The 15,030-nt window shown below is 69.5% G+C and carries 11 protein-coding genes; 6 read left to right on the forward strand and 5 right to left on the reverse strand.

Annotation, left to right across the window (positions count from 1 at the left end):
• The first annotated feature begins 185 nt into the window (after window positions 1-185).
• Window positions 186-719 carry a P-loop nucleotide/nucleoside kinase family protein gene (locus tag HEP74_RS20725; protein WP_185814463.1) on the forward strand — a complete coding sequence of 178 codons (534 nt, stop codon included), beginning with the start codon at window positions 186-188 and terminating at the stop codon, window positions 717-719.
• Between the two features lie 204 nt (window positions 720-923).
• Here HEP74_RS20725 and HEP74_RS20730 read toward each other — a convergent pair whose 3' ends face one another.
• The 3 genes from HEP74_RS20730 to HEP74_RS20740 all read right to left on the reverse strand — a co-directional run bounded on the left by HEP74_RS20730 (window position 924) and on the right by HEP74_RS20740 (window position 4,838).
• Window positions 924-2,285, reverse strand: coding sequence for an AMP-binding protein (locus tag HEP74_RS20730; protein ID WP_185814464.1), 1,362 nt, complete (start codon window positions 2,283-2,285; stop codon window positions 924-926).
• 136 nt (window positions 2,286-2,421) lie between these two features.
• Window positions 2,422-3,438, reverse strand: a complete 1,017-nt coding sequence (gene cydB, locus HEP74_RS20735) for a cytochrome d ubiquinol oxidase subunit II (RefSeq protein WP_185814465.1) — start codon at window positions 3,436-3,438, stop codon at window positions 2,422-2,424.
• On the reverse strand, window positions 3,438-4,838 hold the full coding sequence (locus HEP74_RS20740; protein WP_185814466.1) for a cytochrome ubiquinol oxidase subunit I: 1,401 nt from the start codon (window positions 4,836-4,838) through the stop codon (window positions 3,438-3,440). Before HEP74_RS20740 ends, cydB begins: the two co-directional genes overlap by 1 nt.
• A gap of 254 nt (window positions 4,839-5,092) precedes the next feature.
• Between HEP74_RS20740 and HEP74_RS20745 the strand changes: the two genes are divergently transcribed.
• The 5 genes from HEP74_RS20745 to HEP74_RS20765 all read left to right on the forward strand — a co-directional run bounded on the left by HEP74_RS20745 (window position 5,093) and on the right by HEP74_RS20765 (window position 10,754).
• On the forward strand, window positions 5,093-7,474 hold the full coding sequence (locus HEP74_RS20745; protein WP_185814467.1) for a S9 family peptidase: 2,382 nt from the start codon (window positions 5,093-5,095) through the stop codon (window positions 7,472-7,474).
• A 220-nt stretch (window positions 7,475-7,694) separates the two neighbouring features.
• Window positions 7,695-8,258, forward strand: a complete 564-nt coding sequence (locus tag HEP74_RS20750) for a hypothetical protein (protein ID WP_185814468.1) — start codon at window positions 7,695-7,697, stop codon at window positions 8,256-8,258.
• Window positions 8,259-8,300: 42 nt separating this feature from the next.
• A complete protein-coding gene (locus HEP74_RS20755) occupies window positions 8,301-9,308 on the forward strand; it encodes a hypothetical protein (protein ID WP_185814469.1) in 1,008 nt (335 codons plus the stop codon).
• A 280-nt stretch (window positions 9,309-9,588) separates the two neighbouring features.
• Complete coding sequence (hemF, locus tag HEP74_RS20760; protein ID WP_185814470.1) at window positions 9,589-10,488, forward strand: oxygen-dependent coproporphyrinogen oxidase; 900 nt, start codon at window positions 9,589-9,591, stop codon at window positions 10,486-10,488.
• Entirely contained in the window at window positions 10,485-10,754 is a 270-nt protein-coding gene (locus HEP74_RS20765) for a DUF2164 domain-containing protein (protein WP_185814471.1), read from the forward strand. The genes hemF and HEP74_RS20765 overlap by 4 nt, the downstream gene beginning before the upstream one ends.
• Before the next feature lie 104 nt (window positions 10,755-10,858).
• Here the strand turns inward: HEP74_RS20765 and HEP74_RS20770 are convergent, their stop codons facing one another.
• Together HEP74_RS20770 and polA are read right to left on the reverse strand one after the other, a co-directional pair.
• On the reverse strand, window positions 10,859-11,338 hold the full coding sequence (locus HEP74_RS20770; RefSeq protein WP_185814472.1) for a DUF421 domain-containing protein: 480 nt from the start codon (window positions 11,336-11,338) through the stop codon (window positions 10,859-10,861).
• Between the two features lie 724 nt (window positions 11,339-12,062).
• A complete protein-coding gene (gene polA / locus HEP74_RS20775) occupies window positions 12,063-14,831 on the reverse strand; it encodes a DNA polymerase I (RefSeq protein WP_185814473.1) in 2,769 nt (922 codons plus the stop codon).
• Between the last annotated feature and the right edge of the window lie 199 nt (window positions 14,832-15,030).

The following is a 15,030-nucleotide window of genomic DNA, read 5'->3' on the forward strand; positions in this document are numbered from 1 at the left end:
GCGCGGCTGAGGGTATCCGCCTGCCGTCATGGCGGCGGTAGCGCCTGCTCGGCGAGGCGTCGAACAACGCAAGATGTTCGGTAGCGGCGGCCGCCCGGTTCGGTGCTCGCATGCGCGCACCGAACCCCGAGTAGCGTCGCCAGATAATCGGCGGCATCCGATCCAGACCTGTGCACTGGCATTCCATGTCCGACATTCGCCGCAAGATCGTGATCGTTTCCGGCGCGCCTGGCGCAGGAAAAACCACCCTGGCGATGCCGCTTGCCAAACGGCTCGGCTTTCCGCTGTTCTGCAAGGATGTCATCAAGGAAACGCTGACCGACAGCCTCGGCGACAGCGGCGGCGATCTGGCCGCGTCACGCCGTCTCGGCGGCGCGGCGATGGAACTGCTCTGGTCGCTGGCGCGCCACGCGCCGCAAGCGGTGCTGGAAGCAAACTTCCGGCCGCGCAGCGCGTACGAACGCGAAAAACTGACCAGCCTGGACGCGGTCATCGTCGAAGTTCATTGCGACTGCGGTCCCGACGAAACCGCCCGACGTTTTCGGGATCGTGCGGCGGCCAGCGCACATCACGCCGCGCATCCGTTGAAAGAACTGCCGCCGGACATGCTTGCGGAGTACGCCGGGCCGGTTGGACTGGGGACGGTGGTCGCGGTGGATACGCGCGTGCCGGTGGACCTGGAGCGCCTCGTGGCGAAGGTATTGAGCGCTTTATCCTGAAGAGCGGCGGCTGGTCCATTCGGCGTTGAGGCCGGGCCGAGTGCCAAAGGCAGTGACGACCGCCAGGGCGTGCGAGATGCGTGCCGCGTACCGTATCCACCTATCCAATCAGGAACAGCAGCGAATTCCCCGGCCACTGCAGCGTCATGCTCTGCAGATTCGACAGTCGCCGGAAGCACGACGGCATCCGGCACTGACCACCCCTCAGCCTTCGCGCTCCCCCGCCAACAACGCCAGCAACCGATCGCGCGGCAGCTTGCCGGTTTCGTTGCGCGGCAAGGCATCGAGCTTGCGCAGGCGGCGCGGCAGGAACACCGGGTCCAGCTCGCGGCGCAATGCGGCCAGGATCGCGGCTTCGTCCAGGGTCGGCGCGACCACTACGGCGGCGATGCGGCCGACCGCCTGGCCGGGTTCGGGTTCCAGCTGCAGCATCGCGCCGTCGACCACGCCCGGCACGCCCAGCAGGCGCCGGGTCAGGTCGGCCAGCGAGGCGCGCTTGCCGGCGATCTCCAGCAGGTCGGCCTGGCGGCCGCGGACCTGGAAGCGGCCGTCGGCGTCCACGTCCATCAGGTCGGCCAGCAGCACCGGCTGCGGCAGGTGCGGCGCGTGCACCAACGTGCCATCTGGTTGCGGTGCCACGCGCACGCCGGGCAGCGGCGTCCACTGCGCTTCGCAGGCGGTGCGGCGGCTGGCGAACACGCAGGTTTCGGTGGAACCGAACATCTCGCGCACCTGCCCGCCGAAGCGCGCCTCGGCGGCCGCGGCCAGTTCCTGCGCCAGCGGCGCGGTGGCCGAGACGATGCCGGCCAGCGGCGGCAGGGCGACGCCGGATTCGACCAGCGCGCGCAGATGCACCGGCGTGGTCACCAGCAGCCGCGGCGCCGGCACCTGCGCCAGCGCGCGCGCCACGTCCTCGGGGAAGAACGGCCGCCCGGCATGTACCGCCAGAGGCGTCACCAGCGGCAACAGGATCGACAGCTCCATGCCGTACATGTGCTGCGGCGGCACCGTCGCCACCACCTGCGGTACCGCGTCCGCCTCCCACAATCCGACCAGCGCCAGCAGATCCTGGCGGGTGCTGGTCAGGAAACTGCCCCAGGTCTTGGGGTTGGGTTTCGGCGTGCCGGTGCTGCCGGAGGTGAAGCCGATCGCGACGAGCGCATCGTCCGCCAGTTGCGGCATGTCGCCGTCCAGGCTCGGCAACGGCTCGGGCAGCTGCCAGTAGCGCGGCGGCGGTTCGGCCAGTTCCAGGTCGCCCAGGCAATAGCTGTCTGCATGGCTGCGCTGCACTTCGGCGACCACCGCCGGCGCGCGCGAGGACGGCAGCAGCGAGGTCTGCCCGCGCAGCGCGACCGCGCAGAACGCGACCATGAAGCGGTAGCGGTCCTCGCACAGGTTCAGCGCATGCCGGCCCGGCGGCAGCACAGCGGCCAGGCCGCGCACGTGGCCGAGGAAGGTGGCCAGATCGATGTGCTGGCCGCCGGCATAGGCCAGCGGACGGTGCAGGTCGCCGACGGCAAGAGGATGCAGCAGCGGCGGGGAAACGGCGGACGAAGCGACAGGCATGCGTGGCGAAGGCTCGGCGGGCGACAGGCCCGCAACGGGCAGCGCGAATCGGTAGCTTGGCCGCCACCGCCGCCGCTGGCAAGCCGGCGCCGCCGCGCACGCGATCGCGGCAAGCGGCGCGCCGGTGCCGCCGGACTCAGTGGTGGTAGCCGCTGTCGGCGGTGATCTTGCCGCGGAACACCCGGTACGACCATGCGGTATAGCCCAGGATCACCGGCAGCAACACCACCAGCCCGGCCAGCACGAAGCCCTGCGAGGACGGCGGCGAGGCCGCTTCCCAGATGGTCAGCCCCGGCGGCACGATGTTCGGCCAGATGCCCAGCACCAGGCCGAAGAACCCGAGCACGAAGAAACACAGGGTCAGCAGGAACGGGCGCGCATCGCGGCCCTGCGCCATCGCCGCGCGCCACAGCGCGAACGCGTTGACCAGCACCAGCAGCGGCACCGGCGACAGCCACCAGAAATTGCCGCCGTGGAACCAGCGCGCCATGATCCGCGAGTCCAGGAACGGCAGCCAGGCGCTGACCAGGCCCATGAACACCACCACCACCAGCACCAGCGGCCGGGTCAGCGAACGCGCGATGCGCTGCATCGGCCCCTCGGTCTTCAGGATCAACCAGCTGCCGCCGAGCAGCGCATAGCCGAACACCACCGCCGCGCCGGTCAGCATCGAGAACGGGCTGAACCAGCCCAGCACGCCGCCCAGATACTTGCCGCCCTGCAGCGGCATGCCCTCGACCAGCGCGCCGAGAATCACGCCCTGCCAGAACGCCGCGCACAGCGAGCCGGCGGCGAACGCCCAGCCCCACAGGTACTTGGAAGTGTGCGCCTTGAAGCGGAACTCGAAGGCCACGCCGCGGAACACCAGCGCGATCAGCATCATCAGCACCGGCAGGTACAGCGCCGACAGGATCAGCGCATAGGCCTTGGGGAACGCCGCCAGCAGGCCGGCACCGCCGAGCACCAGCCAGGTCTCGTTGCCGTCCCAGATCGGCGCGGCGGTGTTCATCATCAGGTCGAGCTGGTCCTCGTCCTCGGCGAACGGGGCGAGGATGCCCAGGCCGAGCACGAAGCCGTCCAGCAGCACGTACATCAGCACGCCGAATCCGATCACCCCGAACCAGATCACCGGCAGCACGGTGGCCATGTCCATCAGCGCGTCTCCTCGAGGTTGTCGTCGGCCGCCGAGATCGGCCGCGCCGGGGTCTTGTCGCCATCCTGCAGTTGCGGCTCGGGCTCGTGCGGCAGCGGCCCCTTGCGCAGCATCTTCAGGATGTACCAGCCGCCGAAGCCGAACACGAAGGCATACGCGGCCACGTACACGCCCAGCGACACCCACACCATCGCCGGGCTGATCGCGCTGACCGCATCGCGGGTGCGCAGCAGGCCGTAGATCACGTACGGCTGGCGCCCGATCTCGGTGACGAACCAGCCGGCCAGCAAGGCCACGAACCCGGCCGGCAGCATCGCGTTCCAGGCCACGTGCAGCCAGCGCCGCCGCAACAGCGTGCCGCGCCACCAAAAGAACAGCGACACGAAGGCCAGCAGGAGCATCGCCATGCCCAGCCCGACCATGATCCGGAACGCGTAGAACACCGGCTTCACCGGCGGCCGCTCGTCGGCCGGCACCGAGGTCAGCGGCGCGATCTCGCCATCCAGGGTGTGGGTCAGGATCAGGCTGCCCACGCGCGGGATCTTGACCTCGTAGTCGTTGCGCTCGGCTTTCTCGTTGGGCACCGCGAACAGCACCAGCGGCACGCCGGCACCGGGCGCCTCGCCATGCCAATGCGCCTCCATCGCCGCCACCTTCATCGGCTGGTGCTCGAGCGTGTTCAGGCCATGCGCGTCGCCGGCGGCGATCTGCAGCGGCACCGCGATCGCGGCGAACGCCACCGCCAGCTTCAGCATCCGCCCCGCCACCTCCACGTGCACGCCGCGGCGCAGGTACCAGCCGCTGACCCCACCGATCACGAAGCAGGTGGTGATGAACGCGGCCAGCACCATGTGCGTCAACCGATACGGGAACGACGGATTGAAGATCACCTCGCGCCAGCTGGCCGGCTGGAACACGCCATCGACGATCGCGTAGCCGGCCGGCGTGTGCAGCCAGCTGTTGGCCGACAGGATCCAGAACGTGGAGATCAGCGTACCCAGCGCGACCAGGCAGGTGGACAGGAAATGCAGCTTCTCCGGCACCTTGCGCCAGCCGAACAGCATCACCCCGAGGAACGAGGCCTCCAGGAAGAACGCGGTCAGCACCTCGTAGCTGAGCAGCGGGCCGAGGATGTTGCCGGCGCGCTCGCTGAGCACCGACCAGTTGGTGCCGAACTGGAAGCTCATCACGATGCCGCTGACCACGCCCATGCCGAACGACACCGCGAAGATCTTCAGCCAGAAGAAATACAGATCGCGCCACAGCGTGTCGCGGGTGCGCAGCCAGCGCCATTCCAGGAACGCCAGCCAGCTCGACAGGCCGATGGTGAAGGCCGGGAACAACACGTGGAAACTGATGACGAATCCGAACTGGATGCGCGAGAGCAGCACTGCGTCCATGGGACGTTCGCTCGTGAAACCGTAACTGAGCGTCATTGTTAGCCCCAGGCCGTGAAAATGCGTGTGACGGGTTGTCGCAGGGGGGCTGGGAATCGGGAATCGGGAATCGGGAATGGCAAGAGCGGTTTCCTGTTGCTTTGATCGCGCGTGCAAGGCGAGGCGCAAGCAAAGCGCCTTTGCAATTCCCCATTCCCGATTCCCGATTCCCAGCCCCCCTGCTACCCTCCCCGCTTGCCCGTTCGTCCGGAATCCAGATGCGTCGCGTAACCCTGTGCGTTGTGTTGCTGTCCCTGTCCTGCCTGGCGCCGCTGGCCGTCGCGCAGGAGGCCGCTGCCCCGTTGACGATCGAGCAGGCGATGGCCGATCCGGACTGGATCGGACCGCCGGTCGAGGCCGCCTGGTGGGCCTGGGACGGGCGCCAGGTGCAGTACCAGCTCAAGCGCGCCGGCAGCCCGGTGCGCGACACCTACCGCCAGGGCGTCGACGGTGCCGCCGCGCAGCGCGTCGAGGACACCCAGCGCAGCACGCTGGATGCGGCCGATCCGGTCTACGACGCGACGCGCCAGCGCATGCTGTTCGTGCGCAACGGCGACGTGTTCCTGCGCGACCTGCGCAGCGGCGCGCTGACCCAGCTGACCCGCAGCAACGAGGCCGCCTCGCGCCCGCAGTTCACCAGCGACGGCGGTGCGCTGTGGCGGGTCGGCAACGACTGGTACCGCTGGAGCGCCGGCGGCGGCACGCTGCAGGCGGCGGTGCTCAAGGCCGAGCGCGATCCCGACGCCGCGCCCAAGCCCGACGCGCTGCGCGAGCAGCAGCTGCGCACCCTGGAGACCCTGGCCCGCGACCGCGCGCAGCGCGAGCTGGCACGGCAGCAGGAACAGGCCTGGCGCCGCGCCGACGGCAGCCGCGCGCCGGCGCCGGTATACCTGGGCGAGGACGTGGCCATCGACGACAGCGCGCTGTCGCCGGACGGCCGCCACCTGCTGGTGGTCACCCACGCCAAGGGCGGCGACGAAGGCCGCGACGGCAAGATGCCCAAGTACGTGACCGAATCGGGCTACGAGGAATTCCAGGAAGCGCGCACCCGCGTCGGCCGCAATCCGCCGCTGGCGCAGACTCTGTGGCTGGTGGACGTGGTCGCCGGCAGCGCGCGCAAGCTCGATGTGGCCGGCCTGCCCGGCATCGACGCCGATCCGCTGGCGGCGCTGCGCAAGGCGGCCAAGCAGGAACCGCTGAAGGGGCCGCGCGCGATCCGCGTGGAGACCGACGGCGACGGCGCCGGTCCGGCGCTGCACTGGAGCGCCGACGGCCGCAATGTCGCGGTGATGCTGCGCGCGGTCGACAACAAGGACCGCTGGATCGCCAGCGTCGATCTGGACAAGGCCACCCTGCTCAACCGCCACCGCCTCACCGACGCGGCCTGGATCGGCTGGAGCTTCAACGACTTCGGCTGGCTGCCCGACAACCAGACGCTGTGGCTGCTGTCCGAGCAATCCGGCTATGCGCACCTGTACACCCAGCGCGGCACCGACAAGCCGCGGCAGCGCACCTCGGGCAAATGGGAAGTCTCCGCGCCGGTCGCCACGGCCGATGGCCAGGGCTTCCTGTTCCTGTGCAACCGCAAGTGGCCGGGCGACTACGAAGTATGCAAGCTCGACCTGCGCGACGACCGCGTCAGCGAACTGACCGCGCTCGACGGCGTGGAAGACTTCGCGCTGTCGCCGGACGGCCAGCAGCTGCTGGTGCGCTATTCGGGCAGCTACCTGCCGCCGCAGCTGGCGGTCGTGCCGGTGGCCGGCGGCAACGCGCGCACCCTTACCGACACCCGCAGCGCCGCGTTCAAGGCGCGCAACTGGATCCAGCCGCAGTACGTGCAGGTGCCGTCCAAGCATGGCGCCGGCGTGGTCTGGGGCAAGTACTACGGCCCGCAGCATCCCGAACCTGGCAAGCGCTACCCGATCGTGATGTTCGTGCACGGCGCCGGCTACCTGCAGAACGTGTCGGCGCGCTACACCCCGTATTTCCGCGAGCAGATGTTCCACAACCTGCTGGTGCAGAAGGGCTACGTGGTGCTCGACCTGGACTACCGCGCCAGCGCCGGCTACGGCCGCGACTGGCGCACCGCGATCTACCGCAACATGGGCCATCCGGAACTGGAGGACTACCTGGACGGCCTGGACTGGCTGGTCGCCGACAAGCAGGGCGACCGCGACCGCGCCGGCATCTACGGCGGCTCCTACGGCGGCTTCATGACCTACATGGCGCTGTTCCGCAGCCCCGGCACGTTCAAGGCCGGCGCCGCGCTGCGCCCGGTCGGCGACTGGACCCAGTACAACCACGAGTACACCGCCAACATCCTCAACACCCCGGAGCTGGACCCGGAGGCCTACCGCGCCTCCTCGCCGATCGAATACGCCGCCGGCCTGCGCGACCACCTGCTGATCGCCCACGGCATGATCGACGACAACGTGTTCTTCCGCGATTCGGTGAGCATGAGCCAGAAGCTGATCGAGCTGCACAAGGACAACTGGGAGATCGCGCCGTACCCGCTGGAAAAACATGGCTTCACCCGCGCCGATTCGTGGCTGGACGAGTACAAGCGGGTGCTGAAGCTGTTCGAGCAGCAGTTGAAGTAGGGCTGTCTGTGGCAAATGGTCGCGGCTGAAGCCGCTCCTACAGGGATTTCCTGCGGACCGCAGGGTCTGTTGTGGGGGCGACTGCGGTCGCGACGGGCGAAGCGCCGGCTTCCCGGTAACCGACGGGCGAAGGGGCGCAGCTTGCGCCGGCGGCAACCCGCCCTATCCTTGCCGGATGCTTCGCGGCCCCCTCATGCCGCCACCCATCGAAGGACCGCCGATGCCACCCCCGCCGCTGCCCGCCGCACGCAACCCGATGATCGACACGATGGCGAAGATCTCGCTGGTGGTCGGCGTGGTCTGGCTGCTGTACGCGCTGGGCCAGCTGGCGGTGCTGGCGCTGCTGCCCGATGGCGCGCTGCAAGAGGTGGTCGTGCGCATCGGCATCGCGCTGCCGGCGCTGTGGCAATGGTGCCTGGACCATCTGTTCGCGCTGTCGCTGCTGTCGGCGTTGCTGGCGCTGCTGTTCAGCGCCTCCGCCTGGGGACTGCAGCAACGGCGCGAATGGGCACGACTGAGCTTCGTCGCCTTCCTGGTCGTCACCGGCCTGGCCAACTTCGCCAGCCTGCCGCTGTTGTGGCAATTCTTCGGCGCGATGCGCCAGATGCTGCCCGAGGCGATGCTGCACAGCGCCGACGGCGCGCAGTTGCTTGGCCAGCTGCAGAACGGGCGCATGATCAGCATGGCCACCGCCACGGTGACCGCGCTGGTGTTCGCCGCGCTGCACGGCTGGTTCGTCTACCAGTTGTACCGGCCGGCGATCCGCGCCGAATTCCGCAGCTGATCCCACCCGCCGGCATCGCGCCGGCTTCGAAAAGGACTTCCGATGACATCGCATTGCCCCAGCCGCCGCTTCCTGGCCGGCGCCACCCTGTCCGCCCTGGCCTGGTTCGGCATCGCCGCCTGCGCCGACGCCGCGCCCGTCGCCCCCGTCTGCGGCCTGTACGTGGACGGCGCACAGAACGCGCTGTATCTGGAAAGCGCCGACAGCGCGCGGCTGGAACCCGAGCAGGACACGCCGCGGCGCTTACATCTGCTGCGCGAGGGCAACGCCTTGCAGTTGTTCGATCTGGCCAGCGGCCGCAGCGAGCGCTACACGCTGTCGGCAGACGCCGCGCAGGTCCGTGCGGCGGACGGCACCGTCTATCGGCGCGGCAACAGCACGCCCTGCGCCGCGTCCGCCCCGGCGCCGACAGCAGCGATCGCCCAGTGCCGCGCGGACCTGCCGGCCTGCGCGCAGCGGCTGGCTCGAGGCGACCAGGCGCACGCCGCGGCGCTGTGCGGGCCGCAGTTGCCTTTCGCCTGCCGTGCGCTGCTCGAGCCCGCAGCGGCGGCGCCAGCCGCGCCCGCCCCGGCTGGCGCCGCAGTGCAGCCCGAAGCCGTGTGCCAGCGCAGCGCCTCCCCGCAGATCTGCACTGCGGCGGCGGAACGGCAGTGGGACGCCGGCCAGTTCCTGCGGGCCAAGGCGCTGCTGGAACAGGCCTGCGCCCTGTCCGATCCGGTGGCCTGCGGCCGCACCACGGCACTGGAAGACGTGGACGCGGCGCTGCTGCAGTCGCCGCCGGCCACGCGGCTGCCATGCGGCCGCTTCGTCGCCCCCATCGGCGACGGGATCAGCCTGCAGTTCGGTGCCGATGGCAGCGTGCGCAGCGGCGAGGGCGAGGTCATGGAAGCGCGCCTGGAAGATGGCCAGATCGCGCTGCGCCAGCGGGACGGACAGCAATGGCGGCTGCGTCCGCTCGGCGCGAAGCTGCTGCTCGGTCTGGATCGCGCGCACCGCTTCGTGGTGTTCTTCGGCGACGAAGCCGGCCACTGCGGTGCCGCGGCGCGGTAACGGCGCAATCAGCCGGTCACAGGGCCGCAGCGCCAGCGCTTGCTGGCACTGTCCGACAATGGCTCCCTTCTCCCCACGGGGGAAGGTGCTCCGAAGGGGCGGATGGGGGTACGGGCGAAGCTCCTCGGGCAACCCGCGAGCGCCGCGCCCGGCAACCTGGCAATGCCGGTCGCGTTAACAGCCCCTGGCGATCGGCACGCAATAATGTGCACCGCGCCGCTGCCTGTCGCCCAGCGCAGGCGACCGCCCCTCCCCGCCGCCTGACTGCCATACCGCCACCATGACCGAGTTCGACCGAGTACGCGATTACCTGACCGGGCTGCAGGACCGCATCTGCGCCGCCATCGAGGCCGCCGACGGCCAGGCCCGCTTCGCAGAAGATCTGTGGCAGCGCGCCGAAGGCGGCGGCGGGCGCACCCGCATCCTGCGCGACGGTGCGCTGTTCGAGCAGGCCGGGATCGGCTTCTCCGACGTGTCCGGCACGCGCCTGCCGCCCTCGGCCAGCGCCAACCGTCCGGAACTGGCCGGCGCCTCGTGGCGTGCCACCGGCGTGTCGCTGGTGTTCCACCCGCACAGCCCCTACCTGCCCACCACCCACGCCAACGTGCGCTTCTTCCGCGCCGAGCGCGACGGCGAAACCGTGGCCTGGTGGTTCGGCGGCGGCTTCGACCTGACCCCGTACTACCCGTTCGACGAGGACGTGCGCCACTGGCACCGCACCGCGCAGGCGCTGTGCGCGCCGTTCGGCGAGGACCGCTATGCCGCGCACAAGCGCTGGTGCGACGAGTACTTCTTCCTCAAGCACCGCAACGAGACCCGCGGCGTGGGCGGGCTGTTCTTCGACGACCTGCACGCCGACTTCGAGCGCGACTTCGCCTACCAGCGCGCGGTCGGCGACGGCTTCCTGGACGCCTACCTGCCGATCGTCGAGCGCCGCCGCGCGCTGCCGTGGGGCGAACGCGAACGCGAGTTCCAGCTGTACCGGCGCGGGCGCTACGTCGAGTTCAACCTGGTCTACGACCGCGGCACCCTGTTCGGCCTGCAGAGCGGCGGCCGCAGCGAGAGCATCCTGATGAGCCTGCCGCCGCGGGTGCGCTGGGAATACGGCTTCCAGCCCGAGCCGGACAGCGCCGAGGCGCGCCTGGCCGAGTACCTGGTGCCGCGCGACTGGCTGGCATGAGCCGCGCACCGCTGCCGTCGGGCGTGCTGGGACGCGAGGACAAGGCGCGCATCGCCGAGCAGCTGCAGCGCTACCTGCGCGAGGAACTGCAGCAGCAGATCGGCAGCTTCGAGGCCGAATTCCTGCTCGATTTCGTCGCCGAGCGCATCGGCGCGCAGTTCTACAATCGCGGCCTGCAGGATGCCCGCGCGCAGCTGGCCACCCAGTGGGACGCGCTGGACGACGCGCTGTACCAGTTGGAGCAACCGACCGAGACGCGCCGCTAGTCGCGGCGACGCAGCTTCCTGTAGGAGCGGCTTCAGCCGCGACCGGGCGTTACCGGGAAAGCCCCGGTCGCGGCTGAAGCCGCTCCTACAGGGGTTTACAGGGATCAACCGTCCTTGGCGGTCAGGATGGTGATGTGGCCGTTGGTCTCCAGCAGCGCCAGGCGCACGTTGTCCAGGCCCGGGCAGCCCTGCTGGCGCATCGCCGCCTCGAAGTCGGCGTTGCTGACCAGTTCGCGGCGCAGCACCTGGCGGAACACATGGCCGTCGCGCGCCAGCACCACCGGCTCGCCTTCGATCAGGCGTTCGGCGCGGTCGCTGCGCGAGGTGATCAGGCCGACCCCGAAGTTCAGCGCGATCAGCGTCGCCGCCAGCAACAGGCCGCCGCCGAGCGAGGTGTCCTGGCCCAGCAGGGCGTTCTGCACCGCATTGCCGAGCAGCACGATCAGCAGCATGTCGAACGGTGTCAATTGCCCCATCGCGCGCTTGCCCGATACCCGCACCATGGTCAGTACCGCCACATACACCACGACCGCGCGGAAAATGAATTCCCACCACGGCATCGACAGACGAAAAAGATCGGGCATCGCGCGGCTCGCAGGTAAGGTGGTTGCACCCCGGCGTATGCCGGCGGCGATGGCGCTGAGCTGGATTTTTTCGCAGGCAATAAAAAGCCCCGCGGACCAGGGGGAGGTCGGCGGGGCCAGGGAACGGAGACTTGGGGAGGAGTCGCCGTTCCTAGATCTGCTCCAGGGGATGGGAGGAGATCCGCGACAGGTATTGCGCCTGTCGAGGGATATAAAACCATTTTGCACCTTGCTAGTTCGTGAAGATTTTAGTTAAAAATTCATCGAATTAAGGACCGATTCATTCACGAAATCCAGCGCAACGCAGGGTTCCAGAAACAACTGCTTTTTATAGGATGGATCCGTGCACAAGAACGCGGCGGACGCGCGTTTGTGATGCGGAGTGGATCCCGAAACTGTGCGCTGTTCGCCGGTCTGGCGCATGGATGCTCCAAAACCGGTGCGGTGCGATCCAATCCGCCACGCGAGCAACGACAGGAGCAGCGCGTAGACAGTTGCGCTGCGACGCTCTCCGCGCGGCCCATCGCCAAAAACCGCGCGGTTTCGAATAAAGGCGTTCAGGCGTGCCGCAACATCACGAGCGCGACCCGGTCACCACTCCTGCGCCTGCGAATCGGGCCGCCCACGGCAACGCGCGCCCATCCCTTCCACCACACCCAGACCCGGCCGCTGGCCGGCCCGGGCTTTCCCATTCCCGATTCTCGATTCCCCATTCCCGCCCCAACTAATGCGCCTCGTCCCAGTTGTCGCCGACGCCGCTGTCCACCACCAGCGGCACCTTCAGCTCGGCGGCGCCGGCCATCAGCCGGGTCACCTCGGGCAGCAGGGTGTCGACGAAGTCGGCGTCGACCTCGAACACCAGTTCGTCGTGCACCTGCAGGATCATCAGCGCGCGCTCGCGGTGCTGTTCCAGCCAGGCGTCCACGGTGACCATGGCGCGCTTGATGATGTCCGCGGCGGTGCCCTGCATCGGCGCGTTGATCGCGGCGCGCTCGGCGCCGGCGCGCAGGCCCTGCTGCTTGGCGTTGATGTCGTTCAGGTACAGGCGGCGGCCGAACAGGGTCTCCACGTAGCCCTGGGTGCGCGCCTGCTCGCGCATGCGCTCCATGAAGTCGCGCACCGCCGGGTAGCGGCTGAAGTACAGCGCCACGTAGTCCTGCGCCTCGCCGCGGCCGATGCCCAGGTTGCGGGCCAGGCCGAACGCGCTCATGCCGTACATCAGCCCGAAGTTGATCGCCTTGGCGGCGCGGCGTTCGTTGTTGGTGACGTCCTCGAGCTTGCGCCCGAACACCTCGGCGGCGGTGGCGCGGTGCACGTCCACGCCGGCGCCGAAGGCGCGCAGCAGGCCCGGGTCCTCGGACAGGTGGGCCATGATCCGCAGTTCGATCTGCGAGTAGTCGCAGGCGATCAGCTTGCGTCCCGGCGGGGCGACGAAGGCGCGGCGGATGCGGCGGCCGTCGTCGGTACGGATCGGGATGTTCTGCAGGTTCGGATCGGCCGAGGACAGCCGTCCGGTGGCGGCGCCGGCCTGGTGGTAACTGGTGTGCACGCGGCCGGTGTCGGGATTGATCATCTCCGGCAGCTTGTCGGTGTAGGTGCTGCGCAGCTTGGCCAGGCCGCGGTATTCCAGGATCACCCGTGGCAGCTCGTGCTGGTCGGCGATCGCCTCCAGCGCCTCTTCGTTGGTGCTGGGCTGGCCCTTGGGGGTCTTCATCAGCGCCGGCAGCTTCAGTTCGTCGAACAGCACCGCCTGCAGCTGCTTGGGCGAGTCCAGGTTGAAGGTGCGCCCGGCCAGCGCGGTGGCCTTCTGCTGCGCGGCGAGCATGCGCTGGCTCAGGTCCTGGCTCTGCCTGCGCAGTTCGGCCATGTCCACACTGACGCCGTTGGCCTCGATCCGCGCCAGCACCGGCACCAGCGGCATCTCGATCTCGCGGTAGACCCTGGCCAATGCCGGCTCGGCATCCAGCTGCGCGGACAGCGCACGGTGCAGGCGCAGGGTGATGTCGGCGTCCTCGGCGGCGTAGCCGGTGGCATCGTCGATGGCCACCTGCGAGAACGCGATCTGCTTGGCGCCCTTGCCGGCCACGTCCTCGTACTTGACCGTGTCGTAGCCCAGGTAGCGCCGCGCCAGCGAGTCCATGTCGTGGCGGCTGGCGGTGGAATTGAGCACGAAGCTCTCCAGCATGGTGTCGTCGGCGTAGCCGCGCACGTGCACGCCGTGGCGGCGCAGCACGTGCAGGTCGTACTTGCCGTGCTGGCCGACCTTGGGCTTGGCCGGGTCTTCCAGCAGCGGCTTCAGCGCCGCCAGCGCCAGGGTCCGGTCCAGTTGCACCGGCGCGCCGGGGTAGTCGTGGCCCAGCGGCAGGTAGTCGGCGCGGCCGGGCTCGATCGCGAAGCTGAGCCCGACCAGGTTGGCGCGCATCGCGTCCAGCGCGTCGGTCTCGGTATCGAAGGCGAAGCCGGCGGACGCGCGCAGGCGCTGCAGCAGGTGTTCGAACTGCTCCGGGGTCATGATCGCGGCGTAGTCGCCCTTGGCGGCCAGCGCCGGGTCCAGGGTGTCGTCGATCGGCGCGGCGGCGCGGGCATAGCCGGCGGCGGTGCCGCGCAGGCTGGGGGCGACCTCGGCGGCGCCAGCCGGGGCGGCCACGCCGCCGTCCAGGTCGCGCAGCGCCTGGGTGAAGCCGTAGCGCTGGTACAGGCCGCGCAGCAGGTCCGGCTCCTGCTCGCGCAGGGCCAGCGTGCGCGGGCCGCCGGGCAGCGCCACGTCGGTCTTGATCGTGACCAGTTCGCGGTTCAGCGGCAGCCGCGCCAGCGCCGCGCGCAGGTTTTCGCCGATCTTGCCCTTGATCGCGTCGGCATTGGCCATGACCCCGTCCAGCGAGCCGTATTCGGCCAGCCACTTGGCCGCGGTCTTGGGGCCGCACTTGTCCACTCCCGGCACGTTGTCGATGGCGTCGCCCATCAGCGCCAGCAGATCGACGATCTGGCTCGGCCACACGCCGAACTTCTCCATCACCGCCGCGTCGGAGTCCATGCGGCTGCCGCTCATGGTGTTGACCAGCTGCACGCCGGGGCGCACCAGCTGGGCGAAGTCCTTGTCGCCGGTGGAGATGGTCACGTCCAGGCCGTCGCCGGCGCCCTGCAGGGCCAGGGTGCCGATCACGTCGTCGGCCTCCACCCCGCCCTCGCGCAGGATGGTGATGCCCAGCGCGTGCACGATCTGGCACATCGGCTCGACCTGCGCGCGCAGCTCGTCGGGCATCGGCGGGCGGTTGGCCTTGTACTGTGCGTACAGGTCGTCGCGGAAGGTCTTGCCGGGCGCATCGACCACGAAGGCGACGTACTCGGGGCGCTCCTTCAGCGTGGCACGCAGCATGTTGACCACGCCGAACAGCGCGCCGGTGGGCTCGCCGGCGGGGTTGGTCAGCGGGGGAAGCGCGTGGAACGCGCGATACAGGTAACTGGACCCGTCGATCAGGACTAATCGGCTCATCGGGCAATTCTACGCTGGGCGTGGGCCGGGACCGGACCAAGAGCCCCTCTCCCATCGGGAGAGGGGTTGGGGTGAGGGTGCGGCGCGGAGCGACTCGCGGAGATTGGGCGCACGAGGCTGCGCCCGTACCCTCATCCGCCCCTTCGGGGCACCTTCTCCCGACGGGAGAAGGAACGGCCTAAGCCCCTCTCCCATCGGG

Source organism: Xanthomonas sp. SS, assembly GCF_014236835.1.
GTDB lineage: Bacteria > Pseudomonadota > Gammaproteobacteria > Xanthomonadales > Xanthomonadaceae > Xanthomonas_A.

Bases quoted from the DNA above. Each gene is read 5' to 3' on its own strand.
- HEP74_RS20745 (WP_185814467.1), top strand. From the start codon at position 5,093: ATGCGTCGCGTAACCCTGTGCGTTGTGTTGCTGTCCCTGTCCTGCCTG.
- HEP74_RS20730 (WP_185814464.1), bottom strand. From the start codon at position 2,285: ATGCCTGTCGCTTCGTCCGCCGTTTCCCCGCCGCTGCTGCATCCTCTT.
- HEP74_RS20770 (WP_185814472.1), bottom strand. From the start codon at position 11,338: ATGCCCGATCTTTTTCGTCTGTCGATGCCGTGGTGGGAATTCATTTTC.
- HEP74_RS20725 (WP_185814463.1), top strand. From the start codon at position 186: ATGTCCGACATTCGCCGCAAGATCGTGATCGTTTCCGGCGCGCCTGGC.
- hemF (WP_185814470.1), top strand. From the start codon at position 9,589: ATGACCGAGTTCGACCGAGTACGCGATTACCTGACCGGGCTGCAGGAC.
- HEP74_RS20755 (WP_185814469.1), top strand. From the start codon at position 8,301: ATGACATCGCATTGCCCCAGCCGCCGCTTCCTGGCCGGCGCCACCCTG.
- cydB (WP_185814465.1), bottom strand. From the start codon at position 3,438: ATGGACATGGCCACCGTGCTGCCGGTGATCTGGTTCGGGGTGATCGGA.
- HEP74_RS20750 (WP_185814468.1), top strand. From the start codon at position 7,695: ATGCCACCCCCGCCGCTGCCCGCCGCACGCAACCCGATGATCGACACG.
- HEP74_RS20765 (WP_185814471.1), top strand. From the start codon at position 10,485: ATGAGCCGCGCACCGCTGCCGTCGGGCGTGCTGGGACGCGAGGACAAG.
- polA (WP_185814473.1), bottom strand. From the start codon at position 14,831: ATGAGCCGATTAGTCCTGATCGACGGGTCCAGTTACCTGTATCGCGCG.
- HEP74_RS20740 (WP_185814466.1), bottom strand. From the start codon at position 4,838: ATGGACGCAGTGCTGCTCTCGCGCATCCAGTTCGGATTCGTCATCAGT.